Annotated in this window: 15 protein-coding genes; 13 read left to right on the top strand and 2 right to left on the bottom strand. The window is 27.8% G+C overall.

Going from position 1 to position 22,855, the window contains the following annotated elements:
- Positions 1-288: 288 nt before the first annotated feature.
- From ABNT14_RS07475 to ABNT14_RS07525, 11 genes are all read left to right on the top strand, one after another.
- Positions 289-1,938, top strand: a complete 1,650-nt coding sequence (locus tag ABNT14_RS07475) for a hypothetical protein (RefSeq protein ID WP_101902803.1) — start codon at positions 289-291, stop codon at positions 1,936-1,938.
- 1,627 nt (positions 1,939-3,565) lie between these two features.
- Positions 3,566-4,462, top strand: a complete 897-nt coding sequence (locus ABNT14_RS07480) for a hypothetical protein (RefSeq protein WP_101902167.1) — start codon at positions 3,566-3,568, stop codon at positions 4,460-4,462.
- A 159-nt stretch (positions 4,463-4,621) separates the two neighbouring features.
- On the top strand, positions 4,622-5,155 hold the full coding sequence (locus ABNT14_RS07485) for an HD domain-containing protein (protein ID WP_101902168.1): 534 nt from the start codon (positions 4,622-4,624) through the stop codon (positions 5,153-5,155).
- The gene (locus ABNT14_RS07490) at positions 5,139-5,435 is read left to right on the top strand and encodes a hypothetical protein (protein ID WP_145993563.1); all 297 of its coding nucleotides are present in this window, start codon (positions 5,139-5,141) and stop codon (positions 5,433-5,435) included. The genes ABNT14_RS07485 and ABNT14_RS07490 overlap by 17 nt, the downstream gene beginning before the upstream one ends.
- Before the next feature lie 752 nt (positions 5,436-6,187).
- Positions 6,188-6,577, top strand: coding sequence for a hypothetical protein (locus tag ABNT14_RS07495; protein ID WP_200809375.1), 390 nt, complete (start codon positions 6,188-6,190; stop codon positions 6,575-6,577).
- A gap of 166 nt (positions 6,578-6,743) precedes the next feature.
- Positions 6,744-7,763: a DUF2971 domain-containing protein gene (locus tag ABNT14_RS07500; protein WP_101902718.1), complete on the top strand. Its 1,020-nt coding sequence runs from the start codon at positions 6,744-6,746 to the stop codon at positions 7,761-7,763.
- Positions 7,764-8,900: 1,137 nt separating this feature from the next.
- Positions 8,901-11,000 (top strand): WG repeat-containing protein, encoded by a 2,100-nt coding sequence (locus tag ABNT14_RS07505; protein WP_101907599.1) that lies wholly within the window; start codon positions 8,901-8,903, stop codon positions 10,998-11,000.
- 168 nt (positions 11,001-11,168) lie between these two features.
- Positions 11,169-11,840, top strand: coding sequence for a hypothetical protein (locus ABNT14_RS07510; RefSeq protein ID WP_348719372.1), 672 nt, complete (start codon positions 11,169-11,171; stop codon positions 11,838-11,840).
- Between the two features lie 1,569 nt (positions 11,841-13,409).
- Entirely contained in the window at positions 13,410-13,964 is a 555-nt protein-coding gene (locus ABNT14_RS07515) for a hypothetical protein (protein ID WP_101902428.1), read from the top strand.
- Between the two features lie 1,753 nt (positions 13,965-15,717).
- Positions 15,718-16,425, top strand: coding sequence for a hypothetical protein (locus ABNT14_RS07520; RefSeq protein WP_101903693.1), 708 nt, complete (start codon positions 15,718-15,720; stop codon positions 16,423-16,425).
- A 1,548-nt stretch (positions 16,426-17,973) separates the two neighbouring features.
- Entirely contained in the window at positions 17,974-18,621 is a 648-nt protein-coding gene (locus ABNT14_RS07525) for a hypothetical protein (RefSeq protein WP_145993562.1), read from the top strand.
- On the opposite strand, the gene ABNT14_RS07530 is transcribed toward ABNT14_RS07525, so the two are convergent.
- Entirely contained in the window at positions 18,618-18,761 is a 144-nt protein-coding gene (locus tag ABNT14_RS07530; RefSeq protein WP_159459519.1) for a hypothetical protein, read from the bottom strand. The genes ABNT14_RS07525 and ABNT14_RS07530 overlap by 4 nt on opposite strands.
- A gap of 656 nt (positions 18,762-19,417) precedes the next feature.
- Between ABNT14_RS07530 and ABNT14_RS07535 the strand changes: the two genes are divergently transcribed.
- Positions 19,418-19,711: a hypothetical protein gene (locus ABNT14_RS07535; protein WP_101902172.1), complete on the top strand. Its 294-nt coding sequence runs from the start codon at positions 19,418-19,420 to the stop codon at positions 19,709-19,711.
- Here ABNT14_RS07535 and ABNT14_RS07540 read toward each other — a convergent pair.
- Positions 19,708-19,887, bottom strand: coding sequence for a hypothetical protein (locus ABNT14_RS07540; protein ID WP_145993564.1), 180 nt, complete (start codon positions 19,885-19,887; stop codon positions 19,708-19,710). The two genes, ABNT14_RS07535 and ABNT14_RS07540, sit on opposite strands and share 4 nt — an antisense overlap.
- Positions 19,888-20,045: 158 nt before the next feature.
- On the opposite strand from ABNT14_RS07540, the gene ABNT14_RS07545 reads away from it, so the two are divergent.
- Complete coding sequence (locus tag ABNT14_RS07545) at positions 20,046-20,972, top strand: restriction endonuclease (protein WP_101902170.1); 927 nt, start codon at positions 20,046-20,048, stop codon at positions 20,970-20,972.
- Positions 20,973-22,855 lie beyond the last annotated feature (1,883 nt).

The raw sequence follows: 22,855 nt of genomic DNA on the forward strand, positions 1-22,855 counted from the left end.
TGTGTATAGTTAATACGGGTTTAGTGCTTAACCAAAAGTTTTGTGTATATTTACTAAGTCCGTCAAATCATTTTGATTTGACTTTAGTACAAAAAAAGATAAAGGCAAACAAAATGCTTTGCCTCGTGCTAAATTGAAAGTCCCTGACTTTCTATTCCCGCACTAAACCATACACGAAACGTTATGCACTATTCTACTCATTTTCTAAAAAACCAATTACTTTAAGGAAACGTTTTCAAGAAATTATTAAGTTTATTTTTAGACAAAAAAACATAACTCAAAATTAAAATGCCAGGATATAATATAGAAGGAAAAAAAATAGTTGTTTCTGATAGTAAACATAAAAAAGTTTATTGGTCAGAACTTTCTGTGTATATCAAAAAAAAACACTTTGAAAATTCTAACGAATATAATGAACCTACAAAAGTTCAAGAAATTTTAAAAGATTGTTTTACTTTCTTACTGAATAAACTAGAATCTTTAATTAAAAATGAGAATAGATTTTCCTTTTATTTATTTTGTCATACAATCCATGAAGATTCTATTGACATTCATTTAAACTTAATTAAAGGCAAGAAATTAGATATTAATAAAGAGAAAATAGCTGGTTCAAGAAGAATATTAAAAATAATACTTGAGCAATCTACAAGGTATAATTTGAAAGGAACATCAAATTTCAACCATGAAATAGCAAAAAACTCATTAGAATATATCTCTTTGTTAGAAGAAATGATATATGTAGGAGAATGGGTTTTTATTTCTAGTGAATATATAGCACAGAGTCAACTGTTTCAAAAATCAATAGGTGTTAAAATGGAAGATAATGAACTTCAGTATTTAACATATCAACCTTATCCTTTATTTTTTTCTCATATATTTAATGAATTACCAAAACATGATTCAGAAGTTACTTTAACTGATTGTATCGACGATTTTAAGAATTTAATTGAAGATAAATATTCTATTAAATATAATGATTTATGTTATTTTATCGCTGAAATATTATCAAATAATTCTAATAGCCTTGGTGTTACAAAACTTCCTGAAATAATTAAAAACATCAAAGAAAACACACCTGTAAATCATAAATTTATTGACAGTTTCTATGACGGGTTAAAAATCACAAAAAATAATGCTTTAGACATAGCTCAATGTTTCTATACAAATCAGGACATTGGAAGATATATGTATAAACCTATTTTGGAATACAACATTGATGAAAATATTTATCACTTAATAGGCCCTAATAAATGGGGAGAAAGTCTTTCTCAATTAAATACCAATTGTTTTCCATTTGGTATATTTCCTATAGAATGGAAAATCAATCATGATTTGAAAAAATTCATACAAGTAATTGATAATACTCACGACAAAGTTTTGCAAAATCCAATAATTGAAAAACTCAAAGAACATAACCATCCTTATGAAGTAGATATTTTAAGATTTAAAACCCATAATAAACAATACATAAATATTACAGATACAATTGGAGATATAGACATCCTTTTTATTGACATGTTTCAAAAAATAATTTATGTATCAGAATGTAAACATAATAGGTCAAGATTTGATTACAGCAATTGGAAAAGGGATTACTCTAATTTTAAACAAAAACATGAAGCTCAATTAAAAAGGAAAATAGACTGGACTAAATCAAATAAAAAAATAATTGAAAACCATTTCAGACTAAGAAATGAAAACCCAATTATTTTAGAATTAACAGAATACAAGATTGAGGGAATTTTTATAATTAATGCACCTAATATATATATGTTTAACAGTAAATATAAGTGTTATACAATACATGATTTCCAATTATTAATGAATAACGAGATTCCTTTTAATGACTTTATAATTTACGCAGAAGACAGAAAAAAAAGTTATCATATAGAGCATCCATATTTTGATAATATCGAAAAAGAAATAAACAGTGCATAACAAGCTGTATAATTAATGGCTACATTGTGCTAAATTTAAAGCTCAGTAACATTTAATTAAGTCTAGTTATAAATCGAAAAATTCGGCATTTTAAAACGCCACTAACCATACAGTAACCGTTAGCTTTCATTAACAAAAAAAATGCGTGAAATTGGAAAAATAAAGCGTTTTCCTAAAGTAGAATCCTGATAAATATTACGCAATTAGAAATGGAATTTTAACGCAGAAGATTTTGAAAAATATTACGTAAGAATCTGTCCGCAATTATGAAATAGAAACGGTGGAATTTTATCCTGTTTATGCAATCGGAAATGAAAAAATGTGGGATTCTGACAAATATTACGCAAGAATTTGTCTGTAATTATGAAATGGAAACGGCAGACTTTAGCCTGTTTATGCAATCAGAAATGAAAATTTAGACAAGTTAAACGCCGAATAAAAATGCTGAAAAATATGTAGTTTTATATCGGTATTTTAATTGTAAAAAAGGAAAAATAAACGAAAAGCTAACAAAATATATAATTTATTGCTAGTGCTCGCCTACCTACGAAAATCCTTAGGGGATTTTCTATTTCGTTTTTATTTACTAAATTAGTTGCTCGAAAAACGCAACAAACCATATATAAACCGTTAGCTTTCATTAACAAAAAATTACGCAAAATTGGAAAAATAAAGCGGTTTAAAAAAGTAGAATCCTGATAAATATTACGCAAGAATCTGTCTGTAATTCTGAAATGAAAACGGCAGACTTTAGCCTGTTTATGTAATCGGAAATGAAAAACTGTAGGATTCTGACAAATATTACGGAAAAATATGTTTGTAATTATGAAATGGAAACGGCAGACTTTAGCCTGTTTATGCAATCAGAAATGAAAATTTAGACAAGTTAAACGCCGAATAAAAACGCTGAAAATATGTGATTTTATATCGGTATTTTAATTGTAAAAAAAATAACGAAAAGCTAACAAAGTATATAAAAAATGCTTAATTTAGTCATAATACAAAAGTCAGTGCCGTTTTGCTACATCTGATTTTCCTGCGGAAAATCCTCGCACACAAAACAGCACTTTTCATATACAAACCGTTAGCTTTCATTAACAAAAAAAATGCGTGAAATTGGAAAAATAAAGCGTTTTCCTAAAGTAGAATCCTGATAAATATTACGCAATTAGAAATGGAATTTTAACGCAGAAGATTTTGAAAAATATTACGTAAGAATCTGTCCGCAATTATGAAATAGAAACGGTGGAATTTTATCCTGTTTATGCAATCGGAAATGAAAATCTGTGGGATTCTGACAAATATTACGCAAGAATCTGTCTGTAATTCTGAAATGAAAATGGCGGACTTTTAGCCTGTTTACGAAATTAGGAATGAAAATTTAGACAAGTTAAACGCCGAATAAAAACGCTGAAAAATATGTGGTTTTATATCGGTATTTTAATTGTAAAAAAGGAAAAATAAACGAAAAGCTAACAAAATATATAATTTATTGCTAGTGCTCGCCTACCTACGAAAATCCTTAGGGGATTTTCTATTTCGTTTTTATTTACTAAATTAGTTGCTCGAAGAACACAACAAACCATATATAAACCGTTGGTACACATTTTTAAATAAAAAACACAAAATGAAAGACAATTTCATCTCTCAATGTAAGCAATTATTGAGAAAAATAAAAACTGTAGATTTAATTAAAAAGATTGAAAACTTCCGAAATATTGATATAAAAACAATTAGCGATAAAGATTTATTCAATGAAATTTCAAAAACAATATCTGTAAATATAAATGGACTAAATAAAGCAATCTTGTTTCCTATGATAACTAAGTATCCTGTAAACACAAGATTCTATAGGGTTCGGAAAATTGCTAAAGATGACGTTTACCTACCTTTAAAAGCAATGACATTTGAGAGTGATGCTTGGAATCCTCCCGAAAAATTTATTACAAAAAGAGGAAGGTTAAATAAAGTTAATGAGTCACTTCTTTATACCTCTCCTAAAGACCCATCAATAGCGGTAGAAGAATTAAAAATTGAAGAAAATGAAAGATTTTGCCTTATCGTTTATGAATCAACAGATGAAGTAAAAGCCTCAATGATTGGAGTATGGGAAGATATACCTGAATTGAATGATGATGAAAATTTAAAAATGAGAATAATAAATAATTTTCTTAGAGATGAATTTACAAGAGATGTTGGAGAAGGAACAGAATTCTTGTATAAAGTTTCTGAGCAAATAACTAAAGATTATTTTGACTTACCTCCTAAAACTGTACAGGATGCTTGGTGTTATCCTTCCATAGCGAAAAAACAATCTATTAATGTATGCTTTAGACCATATATAGCTAAAAATTTATTAAAGTTAGTTGGAGTTCAAATATGTAAAGTACAAAAAGATAATAAAGGATACTTATTTAATTGTAACGTAATCGCTTCTGGTTTTGATAATAAAGGTAAATTTATTTATCATTATATCGATAGCAAACATTCTAGAGAAATATTTCCAGAAATAAAAATTAATTGAAACGTGTACCAACACCGTATATAATTTATTGCTAGTTCTAGCCTACTTACGAAAATCCTTAGGGGATTTTCTATTCCGTTTTTATTTACTAAATTTAGTGCTTTAAAAACGCAACAAACCATATACAAAAACGTTGTAGTGCATAAAAAAAAGAATGAAATGATACAAGAATTATATCAAGAAGCAATGAAATTTGCTGGAGAAAAACATAGTGAACAAAAAGTTCCTGGGACAAATATTAATTATTTATTACATATTTCAAATGTAGCTATGGAAATTTTAATAGCTTACTATGCTGATAAAACATTTGATATTGATTTTGCTATTCAAGTAGCAATACTGCACGATACTATTGAAGACACAAACGCTAGTTTTAAAGAAATTAAAAATAAATTTGGAGAGACAATAGCAATAGCCGTACTAGCATTAACTAAAGACGAAAAACTACAGTCAAAACAAGAAAAGATGATTGATAGCTTAAATCGAATAAATAAACTTCAAAAAGAAGTTGGAATAGTTAAAATAGCTGATAGAATAACTAATTTACAAATTCCTCCTAATCATTGGACTAAAGATAAAATTAAAAGATATTGTGAAGAAGCTAAATTAATTTTAAAACAGCTTAACAATAAAAATTCATATTTAAATGAACGTCTTGAATTAAAAATAAATGAATATGAACAAAATATCTGATAGTGATTTAAAATTAATTGACATACCAGAAAACAATAATTTAACTCAAGCAGGGCAATTTGCACATTCAATAGATAAACTTGATACTTTTGAAAAGATAGCAGAAATATCAAAAAAAGTAAAATCAAAAATCAACTCAAATGATTACGAAAACCTGACTTTAAGAAGTTTAAGAATTAGTTTGTTCTTTTATTTTAGAGCACTAAGACACACTCAATCTGACCCAGACAAAGATTTAATTAATAAACATTTGGAATTAATAAGGCAAAGGCTTAAATAAAAACGCACTACAACAACACCTATAATTAATAAGGGTTTTAAGTGTTAAATCCAAAAGTTAGTGTATATTTACTAAGTCCGCCAAATCATTTTGATTTGTCTTTCGATATAAAAAAATAAAAACAAACAAAATGCTTTGGCTAAGTGTTAAATTGAAAGTCCGTGACTTTCTATTCCCTTACTAACCATAGCTAAACGTTAGCTTTCATTAACAAAAAAAATGCGTGAAATTGGAAAAATAAAGCGTTTTCCTAAAGTAGAATCCTGATAAATATTACGCAATTAGAAATGGAATTTTAACGCAGAAGATTTTGAAAAATATTACGTAAGAATCTGTCCGCAATTATGAAATAGAAACGGCAGACTTTATCCTGTTTATGCAATCGGAAATGAAAAAATGTGGGATTCTGACAAATATTACGCAAGAATCTGTCTGTAATTCTGAAATGAAAATGGCGGACTTTTAGCCTGTTTACGAAATTAGGAATGAAAATTTAGACAAGTTAAACGCCGAATAAAAACGCTGAAAAATATGTGGTTTTATATCGGTATTTTAATTGTAAAAAAGGAAAAATAAACGAAAAGCTAACAAAATATATAATTTATTGCTAGTGCTCGCCTACCTACGAAAATCCTTAGGGGATTTTCTATTTCGTTTTTATTTACTAAATTAGTTGCCCGAAAAACACAACAAACCATATATAAACCGTTGGCTGTAATGCAAAACCGAAATAAACTGTAAAACAAAAAAGAATGAGTACAATAGTTTTTAACCGAGAAATAAAGAGACTAATTTCAAACGAAAATCATCCTGTATTGAACTTTATAAAAGATGAATTTAAAAACAGCAATCGGAATAAAAGTTATTATGGATTTTTTGATAGTTTTTTATTCAATTATGGAGTTTTGACTTTAGGTTACTCACCAATAATAAATGGAAATAAATATGTTCCATATGTAAATTGCAGTCGGAATAATATTTTTCGTGAGGAAAAAGGAATTACAGACTTATCACAAAAAGCTGAAAATATGACTGAATGTCAAAAAATAATGGCTGAATATTTAATTAGTCGTTTGAAATGTTTGAATGTTGAAAACTTTAAATCCTGGAATTCTGAATTGAATTACGAAATTTTAGCCTGAAAAAAACACTACAGCCAACACCATATAAAAAAAATTGCTAAATTAGTGCTTAATTAAAGGCAGTTGCATTTTTATCAACTTCTGAATTTCCTTCGGAAATTCCTCGCTGACAAAACCGCAACTTTCCTTATACATAAACGTTGTAACTAATTTTAAGAAAAAAGTCATGTTAGTTTATAAATATAGAGGTGGAACAAAAGAAATAATTGAAAGAGATATTCAATCTCTCGAGGAAAATCATTTTTGGAGCTCTTGCATAGATGCACTTAATGACCCTTGGGAAACGATAGTCAAGTCTGATAAATTCCAAAAACAATCTAAATCTATAGGTTGGTTTCTTAATCAAAAAAAAAAGAGTGCATTATCAAAAGTACACGACGCTTTAATGAATGTTCTTGATGCTTTGAAAAAAGCTGGAATTTACTCATTATCTGGTAATGCACTTGATGAAATTCTATGGGCTCACTATGCCGATGGTCACAAAGGATTCTGTATTGAATATGATTTAGATAGTCTTTTAAATAGTTATTCTGGAACTTTTTTTTCCTTTCCAATTATATATACAAAAAATCCACCTGATATTGAATTAAAAGATATTCAAAGTAAAAATCAAAAGTTGATTAAAAAACTAGCAGGATATAAATCTAAAAGGTGGGATTATGAACAAGAATATAGAATTACTACAAATTTTCCTGGTCCATATTACTATGAATATGACGCTTTAAAATCGATTTATTTTGGGTTAAGAATGGATAATGACCATAAAAATTTGATTATGAAGAAATTGAAAGGAAGAGGCGTGAAATATTATCAAGTTGAGCAAGTCCATAAAAGTTATAAACTAAAAACAAAACAAGTTATAGACCCTTATATCCACGAACCAGAATATCTAACTCAAATACCGAAAAATATTGTTGGGAATAATAAAATTGAATTTAAAATAATCAAAAAAAATTATGCTGAAATAATTAAAAGAGGAGATTTAGAAGTTCTCTTAGATAGTGAAATAAGCCAAACGAACTTAATCAAGTTTTCTGAATACCTAAAATTAAATACTTGTGGAAATGCAAAAAATTTCTTTATTCGGTACTATTTAGACGAACAACAAGTTTTTGGAAATGCTTGGGGAGCTTATAACATTATAAATGAAAAAGTTAGTTGTTATATTAATGAAATCGAGAAATAAAAACTAGTTACAACAGCATATATAATTTATTGCTAGTACTAGCCTACTTACGAAAATCCTTAGGGGATTTTCTATTCCGTTTTTATTTACTAAATTTAGTGCTTTAAAAACGCAACAAACCATATACAAATCGTTAGCTTTCATTAACAAAAAAAATGCGTGAAATTGGAAAAATAAAGCGTTTTCCTAAAGTAGAATCCTGATAAATATTACGCAATTAGAAATGGAATTTTAACGCAGAAGATTTTGAAAAATATTACGTAAAATCTGTCCGCAATTATGAAATAGAAACGGTGGAATTTTATCCTGTTTATGCAATCGGAAATGAAAAACTGTGGGATTCTGACAAATATTACGCAAGAATCTGTCTGTAATTCTGAAATGAAAATGGCGGACTTTTAGCCTGTTTGCGAAATTAGGAATGAAAATTTAGACAAGTTAAACGCCGAATAAAAACGCTGAAAAATATGTGGTTTTATATCGGTATTTTAATTGTAAATAAGGAAAAATAAACGAAAAGCTAACAAAATATATAATTTATTGCTAGTGCTCGCCTACCTACGAAAATCCTTAGGGGATTTTCTATTTCGTTTTTATTTACTAAATTAGTTGCTCGAAAAACACAACAAACCATATATAAACCGTTAACCTGCATTAAGCCAAATTACACGGAATATTAACGTAATTAAGCGTTTTCGAAAAGTAAAACCCTGACAAAGATTACGTGAATCTGTTTGTAATGAAAATAGCGGACTTTCTAGCTCGTTTACGCAATAGAAACGGAATCGTAAAACAGTAGATTTTGACAAATATCACGTAAGAATTTGTCTATAATTCCGAAATGAAAATGGCGGACTTTTTAGCTCGTTTACGCAATAGAAAATAAAAAAATGTTCGGAATATTGCCGATTTTAGATTTTTTCACGTAAGTTTATATCAAAATTTAGACAAGTTAAACGCCGAATAAAAACGCTGAAAAATGTGTGATTTTATAACGGTATTTTAATTAAAAAAGAAAAAACGCACGTTAACAAAGTGTATGAGCGCATATTTTCCTGGCGGAAAAATACGCCACATACACTAGGCGTTGGCAATAATTAAAATGATACTCCTCCATTCAATAACTTAGATGAGATAATGAAACAAATAAAAATAATAATTACCTTATTAATTACTTTAGTTTTCAATGTTAGTTGCAGTCAAGAAACTAAAGAAGACACTTTTGATATTGCAAAAATAAAACTTACTGAATCAGAAGAAACAAGGTTAAACAAAAGCCTTGACTACATAAACAATTTAACTTTAGATGAAATAAAAAAAGAATTTAAAAAAAATATTACATCTATAAAAAAAGCAGTTTATACAGAAAAAGAAACTGTTTTTAATAAAGATAGTATTTTAGAAGAAGAGTATATTTTACCTTTTAGATTATATTTAAAAGGGATAAAAAAACAAGTAGAAGTTCTTAAAAAACACACTTATTTAATTCAAAATTTTAAAAATGATAGTACCTACCTTAAGTTTGATACAAAAAATCAATATATCACAAACTACCACGAAGATAGAACAGTATTTGAAGATATATATACATTGAAGAAAAAATATTTAAATACTAAAGAAATTGATACTATTTTTAATAAAGAAGCATATTTCAAGTTTGGTCGTTTTGATATAGAATATGGTAAAGCAAAATATATAGACAGTTTATTAGTTACTGCTAATATTAACTACACTAAAGCATATGATACAATTGTTTTTGGTAAAAAAGAAATACTTAAAAATAAAAAAGGCATTATAATAAATGAAATAACAAATAACTATGTTCATTTTCAAAATATTGACAATGTAGATTTTTTTAAAATTGAAGCTTATAACAATAAAGGCAAAAAATTAAAAGAAAAAGAACAGAGAAATTATTCTCCAAATACATTAAAAAAAGAAAATAAGGAACGTTTAAAAATAGCAGAAAAGACCTATCAAAATATTAAAAATATAGAATCTCTCGAAATCGTAAAAGAAGAAATAAAAAAAATATTTTATAAATACATCTTATTAGAACGTAAATACAATAGTTCACAATATAGTTTTCAAGGTAATATTGATAAAATAAAGTTTTATATAGAAAAAGAAAGGGAGAATTTAGATTTCGATTTCATTGTTAAAAATAAATTTCCTTCAACATTTTATTTAAATCAATTGGAAAAAGAAACTTTGGTAATGAATACTAAAAATGAATTACTCTTTACAATTCCTGAAACGAATCTTAGTTACTTAACATTTGACGGTTTTGATAAAATTAATCAATTTTATCTAAAAAATAAAGAAGATGAAAGTCAATACTTTTATTTAAATCCAAAAACAAAAATATTTAAAAAAATAAAGGACGTTTATATTAGGGCACTTACAACCAATTTTGTTGAAGTTGAAAAAAGTGACAATGAGTTTTATGCTATTTATAATAATGAGTTTGAAAATGTATCAGGATTTATATACATAAATATTGAAGTACAAAAATACAATGACGAGTTTTATATTATTGCACAAAAAGAAGATAGAACATATACATTTATAAACAACAAAGGAGAAGAAATAGGAACAAAAGGTTTAACTAATATTAGAACAAGTTATTTTGAGTATGCTCCTATTGTTTCTGCAATTAAAAACAATAAAATAGGTTTTGTAGATGGAAATGGTGAAACAAAAGCACCCTTTATATATGATATTTATAATGTCCAGTTTTTAGATCTACAAATAAAAAAAAATAATTTGTATGGTCTTATGGGATATAATGGCAAGCCTTCAATTCCATTAATTTATGACAAATTAGAAAGGTTTTACAACAACTTATACATTGTAACAAAAAATGGAAAACAAGGTATTGTAGATAGTAATAACAAAACTATCCTACCCATAAAATATACAATTTGGAAAGAAGAATTAGAAAAATTACATATGGTTACTTGTAATGGAAAAGCAGGTTATATTAACAGAAAAGGGAAAATAACTATCCCTGTTATGTATAAGAGAGGTAGGTTTAGTGGCTCTTATGGCTTTAGCGATGGTTTTGCTAAAGTTAGGAGAATAGAAGATAATAAAAGCACTATAATAAATGAAAAAAACGAAGTTGTAATACCTTGGACTTACACTACAATTAGTTATAAATATCATAAAGGGGGAAAAAGAACTTATACTATAGGCTCTAAAAAATACAATCATCTATTACAGTTAATTGAATAATATTTAACAGATTGGACATAATAAAACTATTGCCAACACCGTATAAAATTAATTGCTAGTTTTAGCCAATTTACGAAAGTCCTCGCGGACTTTCTATCTGTGATTTATTTGCTAACTTTAGTGCTTAAAATACGCAACTAATCTTATACAACAACGTTGCCATTAATTATGAAATATAAATTTCTAATAATATTTTTGATATTTAACCTTAATATTAACTCTCAAATAAAAGGAAAATATTCATATGGAAATAGTTATGATTATAGATCTATTCTTTTTAAGAAAGATTTTACTTTTGAATACTTCTCTGGAGGTTGTGTAAGTGAATCTTATGGAAAAGGTAATTATAAAATAACAAACAAAAAACTTTACTTAAAATTTGAAGATCAAAGTACTGAATTTAATTCTAAATATTATTCTAGTTCACATAAAATTATAAACACAATAGCAACAAGTAGAAAAGATAGTATAAATATTAAAATAAAAGTATTAGATGAAATTGAAAATCCTTTTTTTTATTCTTATTTAAGTAACAGAAGGAATCATCTAGGAACCTCAGATTTAACTGGAGAAATAAAGTCATTAAGTGGAAGTAATAAAATTAAAATTCCCTTTTCAAAATCAAATTATTTTCTTAGAGTTACAGCTATAGGACAAGAAAGCTACCCTTTAATTATTATACCTGATAAAAACTACGAAATTGAAATAATATTAAAAGACCACCCTGAAAGAAAAGAAATTATACAAGGGGTTGTTTTTAGTTATGATATAATAAAAATGAAAAGAAAAGAATTAGAATTAAAAACAGGAAACTCTTCATTTATTTATAAGAAAAACTAATGGCAACAAGGTATATAATTTATTACTAGTACTAACCTACTTACGAAAATCCTTAGGGGATTTTCTATTCCGCTTTTATTTACTAAATTAGTTGCTCAAAATACGCAACAAATAATATACAAAAACGTTAACCTGCATTAAGCCAAATTACACGGAATATTAACGTAATTAAGCGTTTTCGAAAAGTAAAATCCTGACAAAGATTACGTGAATCTGTTTGTAATGAAAATAGCCGACTTTCTAGCTCGTTTACGCAATAGAAACGGAATCGTAAAATAGCAGATTTTGAAAAATATTACGCAAGAATTTGTCTATAATTCTGAAATAAAAATGGCGGACTTTTTAGTTCGTTTACGCAATAGAAAATAAAAATGAAAAAATGTTCGGAATATTCCCGATGTTAGATTTTTTAGCGTAAGTTTATATGAAAATTTAGACAAATTAAATGCCGAATAAAAACGCTGAAAAATATGTGATTTTATAACGGTATTTTAATTAAAAAAGAAAAAACGCACGTTAACAAAGTGTATGAGCGCATATTTTCCTGGCGGAAAAATACGCCACATACACATGGCGTTAGCTTTCATTAACAAAAAAAATGCGTGAAATTGGAAAAATAAAGCGTTTTCCTAAAGTAGAATCCTGATAAATATTACGCAATTAGAAATGGAATTTTAACGCAGAAGATTTTGAAAAATATTACGTAAGAATCTGTCCGCAATTATGAAATAGAAACGGTGGAATTTTATCCTGTTTATGCAATCGGAAATGAAAAACTGTGGGATTCTGACAAATATTACGCAAGAATCTGTCTGTAATTCTGAAATGAAAATGGCGGACTTTTAGCCTGTTTGCGAAATTAGGAATGAAAATTTAGACAAGTTAAACGCCGAATAAAAACGCTGAAAAATATGTGGTTTTATATCGGTATTTTAATTGTAAAAAAGGAAAAATAAACGAAAAGCTAACAAAATATATAATTTATTGCTAGTGCTCGCCTACCTACGAAAATCCTTAGGGGATTTTCTATTTCGTTTTTATTTACTAAATTAGTTGCTCGAAAAACACAACAAACCATATATAAACCGTTAACCTGCATTAAGCCAAATTACATAGAATATTAACGTAATTAAGCGTTTTCGAAAAGTAAAATCCTGACAAAGATTACGTGAATCTGTTTGTAATGAAAATAGCCGACTTTCTAGCTCGTTTACGCAATCGAAACGGAATCGTAAAACAGTAAATTTTGACAAATATCACGTAAGATTTTGCTTATAATTCCGAAATGAAAATGGCGGACTTTTTAGCTCGTTTACGCAATCGAAAATAAAAATGAAAAAATGTTCGGAATATTCCCGATGTTAGATTTTTTAGCGTAAGTTTATATGAAAATTTAGACAAGTTAAATGCCGAATAAAAACGCTGAAAAATATGTGATTTTATAACGGTATTTTAATTAAAAAAGAAAAAAACGCACGTTAACAAAGTGTATGAGCGCATATTTTCCTGGCGGAAAAATACGCCACATACACATGGCGTTGTACGTAATTCCAAAATATACCGAACATAATGAATGAAATTATTTGCGAAATAGACTATCAAGAAATTAGATATTGGATAATTTTAATCTTTGGTCTTATTGGTGGAATTATTTCCATTTTGACTTTTAAAAACACCTTAAAACAACGCAAATTAGAAAATACATATAAAACAATTGATTTTCTACGAAACCATATTACTCAAAAGCAAATTGATAGGTTTATTGAATTATTTCAAGCAAATAATTTTTTGACAGGAGTTAAAGAAAATGAATTTAAATTTTCAAATGGTTACACAGATACAGTTGAGTATATGTTTTCTGAAGGTGGCTGTGGAAATGGAGATATTCATAATTTAATTGAGTTATTTAATTTAATATCTCCCAAATTGGAAAATTTAAATTATGAATTAATCTGGTTTGAATATGGTCAAATAATGAATACTTTGTACAAGTGGACAAGTTATCTTGAAAAGATAAAAGAAAATAAAAACCTTACTTTCTATAAAGAATTCAATTATTTTATGAAAAAAAATGAAAATAACTTATGGAAAAAATCAACAAAACATTACACTTACATTGAATAAACTACGTACAACAACGTATATAATTTATTGCTGGCTTCTCGCCTACTTACGAAAGTCCTCGCGGACTTTCTTGGTCGGTAATTATTTACTAAATTAGTTGCTTGAAACACGCAACAAACCATATACAAAACCGTTGTAAAAAACTCAAAAATTTCGGTAGAATTTAAAATTTAAGAAAATATTTGAAATTTCCTTAAATATGAAAAAAAAATCTGGCGGAGTTTTTAAAATACGAATTAAAGTTTTTAGAAAAATTGATTAATCTCATTTCTAATCAAAATTCAGAATTGCCCAAAATATAGAGAAATAGATATGGCAGAATTGAAAACGTGGAATTCAAGTTTTCTTCAAATTTAATAATTTAGAATTACCTAAATATAGAGAAATAAATATCGCGGAATTGAAAACGTAGAATTAAAATTTTTCTCAAATTGAAAAATTTAGAAAAAATTGAAAATTTAGAAGTTTTATAAAAGCTGAAAATAAATATCGTGGAATTGAAAACACTGAATTAAAGTTTTCTTCAAATTTAATAATTTAAAAAATATTGAAAATTTAGAGTTTTATAAAACTGAAAATAAATATCGCGGAATTTAAAACGACGAATTAAAGTTTTACTCAAAAAAAGTAATTTAGAAAAAATTTAAAAGAGTATTTAAACAAAAAATCGCATTTTACAACAACGTGCATAGTTCATTGCTTGTTCATTTTCCTTCGGAAAATTCTCGCGCACGTAGAAGTTTGAGTTTTTTAAACTATATTAGTGCTATAATTCCGCAACGAAACCATGCACAAAAACGTTGCAAGTAATGGCGGAATTTCAGCCTGAAATTCCTAATTAGTGATTTATCTTTTCTAGAAATTAATATTGTGCTGGAAAAATTGAAAATGACTACTACTCTATTTTTAGAAAATAAATCCTAAAAAAGAGAAAAAACAGAATTGAATGCTGAAAAATGAAGCGTGAATAAATAAGCGGAAATTAATTAAGGCGGAGTTTTAAGCTGAAACGTGAAAAAAGGCAGAATTGAACGCTGAAAATAAAGCGTGAATAAATAGGCGGAAATTAATTAAAGCGGAATTTTAAGCAGAAACGTAAAAAAAGAGAGAAATAAAACGGAAAAATTGAAAATTAAGAAATGAGAAATTTAGTTAGAAAATCACTACTTGCAACAACATATATAATTTATTGCTAGTGCTTATCTACTTACGAAAATCCTTAGGGATTTTCTATTCCGTTTTTATTTAATATATTTAGAACTTGAAACACGCAACAAACCATATATAAAACCGTTAACCTGCATTAAGCCAAATTACACGGAATATTAACGGAATTAAGCGTTTTCGAAAAGTAAAATCCTGACAAAGATTACGTGAATCTGTTTGTAATGAAAATAGCGGACTTTCTAGCTCGTTTGCGCAATAGAAACGGAATCGTAAAACAGTAGGTTTTGAAAAATATCACGTAAGATTTTGCTTATAATTCCGAAATGAAAATGGCGGACTTTTTAGCTCGTTTACGCAATCGAAAATAAAAATGAAAAAATGTTCGGAATATCCCCGATGTTAGATTTTTTAGCGTAAGTTTATATGCAAATTTAGACAAGTTAAACGCCGAATAAAAACGCTGAAAAATGTGTGATTTTATAACGGTATTTTAATTAAAAAAGAAAAAACGCACGTTAACAAAGTGTATGAGCGCATATTTTCCTGGCGGAAAAATACGCCACATACACATGGCGTTAGCAATTATATGACCAAACCAACAGAAATACCGATTATTGATTATGCAGAATTTCTATTATTCGGAATTGAATTTTCTTTGGTTGATTTTAAAAAATATCAAACTACAATTGAGAGTTTTTTAGACAAAGAGAAAAAGTCATTGGACAAATCGTATAATAAAAGTCTGGCGGAATTAGACCAAGATGAGTATAAAAAATATAATCAAATAGCAAAAGACTATTATTATAGAAGTGGAGATATTGCAACTTTATTTCCTCATAATTTCAGAGCATCGTTTTTAGTACAAATAATAACTTTTATTGAACACGAATTGAAATTAATTTGTGAACATTACGAATTTGAAAAACAAACGAAATATTCTATTAACGACTTGAAAGGAACTAATGATATTGAGAAAGCAAAACAGTTTCTGGAGAAATCTTGCAACGTAAATTTCCGAAACTTGGATAAAGAGTGGCAATTTATTTTGAAAATAAAACGAATTAGGAATAAATTAGTCCATTCTCAAGGATTTGTAAAGAAAACAGAAAAGGATTGGAAAGTATTTAATGATTTTAATAATAAATTAAAATATTTTGACTTCAGTCCAAAAGGAGAATTAGTAGAAGAGCCAAAATTGATAATTAAGAACAGGTTACTGATTGACGATTTATTAAAAGTAACAGAAGATTTTTTTAATAAACTATTAGGAAAAGAATTAAAATACAATTGCTAACACCGTATATAATTTATTGCTAGTACTCGCCTACTTACGAAAATCCTTTGGGGATTTTCTATTCCGTTTTTATTTACTAAATTTAGTGCTTTAAATACGCAACAAACCATATACAAACCGTTAACCTGCATTAAGCCAAGTTACACGGAATATTAACGTAATTAAGCGTTTTCGAAAAGTAAAATTCTGACAAAGATTACGTGAATCTGTTTGTAATGAAAATAGCCGACTTTCTAGCTCGTTTACGCAGTAGAAACGGAATCGTAAAACAGCAGATTTTGACAAATATTACGTAAGATTTTGCTTATAATTCCGAAATGAAAATGGTGGACTTTTTAGCTCGTTTACGCAATCGAAAATAAAAATGAAAAAATGTTCGGAATATTCCCAATTTTAGATTTTTTAGCGTAAGTTTATATGAAAATTTAGACAAGTTAAACGCCGAATAAAAACGCTGAAAAATATGTGATTTTATAACGGTATTTTAATTAAAAAAGAAAAAAACGCACGTTAACAAAGTGTATGAGCGCATATTTTCCTGGCGGAAAAATACGCCACATACACTAGGCGTTAACCTGCATTAAGCCAAATTACACGGAATATTAACGGAATTAAGCGTTTTCGAAAAGTAAAATCCTGACAAAGATTACGTGAATCTGTTTGTAATGAAAATAGCGGACTTTCTAGCTCGTTTGCGCAATAGAAACGGAATCGTAAAACAGCAGATTTTAAAAAATATTACGTAAGATTTTGCTTATAATTCCGAAATGAAAATGGCGGACTTTTTAGCTCGTTTACGCAATCGAAAATAAAAATGAAAAAATGTTCGGAATATTCCCGATTTTAGATTTTTTCACGTAAGTTTATATGAAAATTTAGACAAGTTAAACGCCGAATAAAAACGCTGAAAAATGTGTGATTTTATAACGGTATTTTAATTAAAAAAGAAAAAACGCACGTTAACAAAGTGTATGAGCGCATATTTTCCTGGCGGAAAAATACGCCACATACACATGGCGTTAGCTTTCATTAACAAAAAAAATGCGTGAAATTGGAAAAATAAAGCGTTTTCCTAAAGTAGAATCCTGATAAATATTACGCAATTAGAAATGGAATTTTAACGCAGAAGATTTTGAAAAATATTACGTAAGAATCTGTCCGCAATTATGAAATAGAAACGGCAGACTTTATCCTGTTTATGCAATCGGAAATGAAAATCTGTGGGATTCTGACAAATATTACGCAAGAATCTGTCTGTAATTCTGAAATGAAAATGGCGGACTTTTAGCCTGTTTGCGAAATTAGGAATGAAAATTTAGACAAGTTAAACGCCGAATAAAAACGCTGAAAAATATGTGGTTTTATATCGGTATTTTAATTGTAAAAAAGGAAAAATAAACGAAAAGCTAACAAAATATATAATTTATTGCTAGTGCTCGCCTACCTACGAAAATCCTTAGGGGATTTTCTATTTCGTTTTTATTTACTAAATTAGTTGCCCGAAAAACACAACAAACCATATATAAACCGTTACCACACATTTGAAAAATGAATAAAGAAACAAACCCCATGAATATATGGATGTTCTTATACAAAATTAAATATATTCTTTTAGTTATTATATTATTTCCATTAATATTTATTTTATTTAAAGGATATTCAATTGAAACTCCATATTTTAAAATAGGTAGAGTACCTGATACTTTATTTATAGAAAAAAAAATTAAAATTCCTGCTGATACAATATATAAGGAAAAAATAGTTACTAAATATATTGAGGTTCCTAAAAAAGATAAATCTATAAAAGTAAAAAATTTAGAAACAGAAGTACTAGTTAATAACAAACCCGCCAACATAAACACAGGAACAAATAACGGAATATTAGGAAATAACAATACTATTAATAATATAAATGAAAAACCTATTAAACTGAATGAATTAGATAAGAAAAACATATTATTAGTAGTAAATAGTACATTTGATGAAATTCCCAACCGAATTAAAAAAGAAATTAAAATCACAGCAATGCTTGGAAACGCTCGTTCAATACAACTTGCAGAATTAATAGAAGAATTTCTCAAAAAAAAAGGGTTTACTATTTCAGATTTTAGCCAAGGCATGTTTTCTAAAACTTTTAAAGGTCTGAGAGTATTCCAAGAAAAGAATTTTGTTAAAATTAATATAGGCATAATTTAACTATTTCTTTGATAAATTAATTCATCTAGTATTGAGGTAAGTAAAATTATTACACCTGCTTCAAAAAGAGTAAAAACGGATAGAATTAAAGAGATAATAGAACCTAATATCCCGAGAATTGCTAAAATTGAGACTTTCATAATATTTAGTTTTTAAATTAATAATTTGATTAAAAAACGTGTGGTAACACTGTATATAATTTATTGCTAGCACTCGTCTACTTACGAAAATCCTTAGGGATTTTCTATTTCGTTTTTATTTACTAAATTAGTTGCTCGAAATACGCAACAAATAATATACAAAAACGTTAACCTGCATTAAGCCAAATTACACGGAATATTAACGTAATTAAGCGTTTTCTAAAAGTAAAATTCTGACAAAGATTACGTGAATCTGTTTGTAATGAGAATAGCGGACTTTCTAGCTCCTTTGCGCAATAGAAACGGAATCGTAAAACAGCAGATTTTGAAAAATATTACGTAAGATTTTACTTATAATTCCGAAATGAAAATGGCGGACTTTTTAGCTCGTTTACGCAATCGAAAATAAAAATGAAAAAATGTTCGGAATATCCCCGATTTTAGATTTTTTCACGTAAGTTTATATCAAAATTTAGACAAGTTAAACGCCCAATAAAAACGCTGAAAAATATGTGATTTTATAACGGTGTTTTAATTAAAAAAGAAAAAACGCACGTTAACAAAGTGTATGAGCGCATATTTTCCTGGCGGAAAAATACGCCACATACACATAGCGTTGTACCACATTACCAATCAAACTCTGAAAAATTGAAAATATGAATATAGAACAATTTAACAAAATAATTATAGGAAAATGGAAACTCGACGATGGTCGAATATTGGATTTCTCTACAAAAGAGGATTTTTTATTTACTGACGCTTCTGGAGAAACACATTCTGAAAAAGAAAAATTTTTCAGCCATAAAAATAAATATGACGATATACAAATAATGATACCTACTTTAGCGGTCGGAATTGGAATTATAAGGTCGCTTTCCATTAATGAAATAATTTATGATGATTTTGATACTGATGGTTCGAAAACTGAATTTGTACTAACCAGAATTTAATATCCAGAATCCATAAGTTTTAATAATTCTTTTATCCGTGGTAATTTATCCATGTGACACTTACTTGGTTCAGTAATAATGCGAATTAAATTGAATGCGTGAGCGGAAGAAATAATTGCGGGTATTTTAACCTCTCCATAACGATTTGCTAATTTTTCTGAATTTTTTAATGACATAATATTATAATTTAATAACTCATTCACTTTAAAATCGGCGGAATGAAAAACCATTTACCGAATAAACGTGGCACAACAAAGTGTATGCGCGCATATTTTCCTGGCGGAAAAATACGCCACATACACATGGCGTTACCCAACATTAACAAAAATTGCTAATGACATTACCAAAACACGATGAAATAAGATTACCAGCTTTAAAATTATTAAAGGCGAAAGGAAAAATAAAACTTGGAGAATTTATTCAACCACTTGGAGAACATTTTAAATTAACTGACGAGGATTTAAATCAAATGTACAAATCTGGAAACGGACCAATATTTTATGATAGAGTTTCTTGGGCTTTAAGTTATTTAAATATGGGAGGACTTGTTGATAAACCCAAAAGAGGAACTTATGAAATTAATACAAAAGGAATCGAATTAATCGAAAAACCTGAACAAATAGATAAGTTTATAAATAACGAAATTGAAAAAAGAGAGCCTAAAAAACAAAAAAATAAATTCGAAGAACAAGTTGAATTTGATGACACTTTTTCAGAATTAACTCCTCAAGAAAAGCTTTACAATTCTTTTTCAAATATTAAAAAATCTGTTTATACTGATATAATAAATACGATTTTAACTAAAACACCAATTGCATTTGAGAAATTAGTTGTTAGCTTATTGCAGAGAATGGGATATGGTGGAGAAATTCAAAATTCTGGATTAGTCACTAAAGCTTCAAATGATGGAGGAATTGATGGAATAATAAAAGAAGATGTTTTAGGACTTGGTAGAATTCATATTCAAGCTAAAAGGTATAAAACAGATATTTCAATTGGAAGAGAAGAAATACAAAAATTTGTTGGAGCATTAGCTGTTGCACAATCAAATAAAGGAGTTTTTATAACAACTTCTTATTATACAAAAGGAGCTATTGAATATGCAAACAACTTAAATGGTTCAACAACTCTCGTATTAATTGATGGAAAACAACTGGCTGAATATATCTATAATTTTGGTTTAGGAATGCAAATTGAACAAACAATTGAAATAAAAAAACTTGATGCCGATTATTGGGATTCATTAAAAGATAATGATTAAAAAACGTTGGGTAACATCGTATATAATTTATTGCTAGTACTAGCCTACTTACGAAAATCCTTAGGGGATTTTCTATTCCGCTTTTATTTACTAAATTAGTTGCTCGAAAAACGCAACAAATAATATACAAAAACGTTAGCTTTCATTAACAAAAAAAATGCGTGAAATTGGAAAAATAAAGCGTTTTCCTAAAGTAGAATCCTGATAAATATTACGCAATTAGAAATGGAATTTTAACGCAGAAGATTTTGAAAAATATTACGTAAGAATCTGTCCGCAATTATGAAATAGAAACGGTGGAATTTTATCCTGTTTATGCAATCGGAAATGAAAAACTGTGGGATTCTGACAAATATTACGCAAGAATCTGTCTGTAATTCTGAAATGAAAATGGCGGACTTTTAGCCTGTTTGCGAAATTAGGAATGAAAATTTAGACAAGTTAAACGCCGAATAAAAACGCTGAAAAATATGTGGTTTTATATCGGTATTTTAATTGTAAAAAAGGAAAAATAAACGAAAAGCTAACAAAATATATAATTTATTGCTAGTGCTCGCCTACCTACGAAAATCCTTAGGGGATTTTCTATTTCGTTTTTATTTACTAAATTAGTTGCTCGAAAAACACAACAAACCATATATAAACCGTTGTAATTAATGGCGGAATTTCAGCCTGAAATTCCTAATTAGTGATTTATCTTTTCTAGAAATTAATATTGAATAATATTGCGCTGGAAAAATTGAAAATGACTTATACTCTATTTTTAGAAAGTAAACCCTAAAAAAGAGAAAAAACAGAATTGAACGCTTAAAAATAAAGCGTAAATAAATAGGCAGAAATTAATTAGCGCTGAGTTTTAAGCGGAAACGTGAAAAAAGCAGAATTTAACGCAGAAAATAAAGCGTGAATAAATAGGTGGAAATTAATTAAGGCGGAGTTTTAAGTAGAAACGTAAAAAAAGAAAGAGAAATAAAACGGAAAAATTGAAAATTAAGAAATGAGAAATTTAGTTAGAAAATCACTAATTACAACAACATATATAATTTATTGCTAATACTTATCTACTTACGAAAATCCTTAGGGGATTTTCTATTCCGTTTTTATTTAATATATTTAGAACTTGAAACACGCAACAAACCATATATAAAACCGTTAGCTTTCATTAACAAAAAAAATGCGTGAAATTGGAAAAATAAAGCGTTTTCCTAAAGTAGAATCCTGATAAATATTACGTAAGAATCTGTCCGCAATTATGAAATAGAAACGGCAGACTTTATCCTGTTTATGCAATCGGAAATGAAAAAATGTGGGATTCTGACAAATATTACGCAAGAATCTGTCTGTAATTCTGAAATGAAAATGGCGGACTTTTAGCCTGTTTACGCAATCAGAAATGAAAAACTGTGGGATTCTGACAAATATTACGCAAGAATCTGTCTGTAATTCTGAAATGAAAATGGCGGACTTTTAGCCTGTTTGCGAAATTAGGAATGAAAATTTAGACAAGTTAAACGCCGAATAAAAACGCTGAAAAATATGTGGTTTTATATCGGTATTTTAATTGTAAAAAAGGAAAAATAAACGAAAAGCTAACAAAATATATAATTTATTGCTAGTGCTCGCCTACCTACGAAAATCCTTAGGGGATTTTCTATTTCGTTTTTATTTACTAAATTAGTTGCTCGAAAAACGCAACAAACCATATATAAACCGTTGTGTGCCATAATAGGCAGACGCAACCATTATTAGAAAAAAGCATCTCTATTGAAAGTTTTAATAACAATAAAAATATAATGAAATGAAAAAAATCACAGTGTTATTAGTTGGACTAACTATTTTATTTTCTTGTAGTAAAGAGGACGATTCTCCCAAAGAAATTACTT

Source organism: Tenacibaculum dicentrarchi (assembly GCF_964036635.1).
In the GTDB taxonomy this organism is placed as follows: Bacteria; Bacteroidota; Bacteroidia; order Flavobacteriales; family Flavobacteriaceae; genus Polaribacter; species Polaribacter dicentrarchi.

Coding starts and splice junctions, on each gene's coding strand:
- ABNT14_RS07475 (WP_101902803.1), top strand. CDS start 289: ATGCCAGGATATAATATAGAAGGAAAAAAAATAGTTGTTTCTGATAGT.
- ABNT14_RS07480 (WP_101902167.1), top strand. CDS start 3,566: ATGAAAGACAATTTCATCTCTCAATGTAAGCAATTATTGAGAAAAATA.
- ABNT14_RS07485 (WP_101902168.1), top strand. CDS start 4,622: ATGATACAAGAATTATATCAAGAAGCAATGAAATTTGCTGGAGAAAAA.
- ABNT14_RS07490 (WP_145993563.1), top strand. CDS start 5,139: ATGAACAAAATATCTGATAGTGATTTAAAATTAATTGACATACCAGAA.
- ABNT14_RS07495 (WP_200809375.1), top strand. CDS start 6,188: ATGAGTACAATAGTTTTTAACCGAGAAATAAAGAGACTAATTTCAAAC.
- ABNT14_RS07500 (WP_101902718.1), top strand. CDS start 6,744: ATGTTAGTTTATAAATATAGAGGTGGAACAAAAGAAATAATTGAAAGA.
- ABNT14_RS07505 (WP_101907599.1), top strand. CDS start 8,901: ATGAAACAAATAAAAATAATAATTACCTTATTAATTACTTTAGTTTTC.
- ABNT14_RS07510 (WP_348719372.1), top strand. CDS start 11,169: ATGAAATATAAATTTCTAATAATATTTTTGATATTTAACCTTAATATT.
- ABNT14_RS07515 (WP_101902428.1), top strand. CDS start 13,410: ATGAATGAAATTATTTGCGAAATAGACTATCAAGAAATTAGATATTGG.
- ABNT14_RS07520 (WP_101903693.1), top strand. CDS start 15,718: ATGACCAAACCAACAGAAATACCGATTATTGATTATGCAGAATTTCTA.
- ABNT14_RS07525 (WP_145993562.1), top strand. CDS start 17,974: ATGAATAAAGAAACAAACCCCATGAATATATGGATGTTCTTATACAAA.
- ABNT14_RS07530 (WP_159459519.1), bottom strand. CDS start 18,761: ATGAAAGTCTCAATTTTAGCAATTCTCGGGATATTAGGTTCTATTATC.
- ABNT14_RS07535 (WP_101902172.1), top strand. CDS start 19,418: ATGAATATAGAACAATTTAACAAAATAATTATAGGAAAATGGAAACTC.
- ABNT14_RS07540 (WP_145993564.1), bottom strand. CDS start 19,887: ATGTCATTAAAAAATTCAGAAAAATTAGCAAATCGTTATGGAGAGGTT.
- ABNT14_RS07545 (WP_101902170.1), top strand. CDS start 20,046: ATGACATTACCAAAACACGATGAAATAAGATTACCAGCTTTAAAATTA.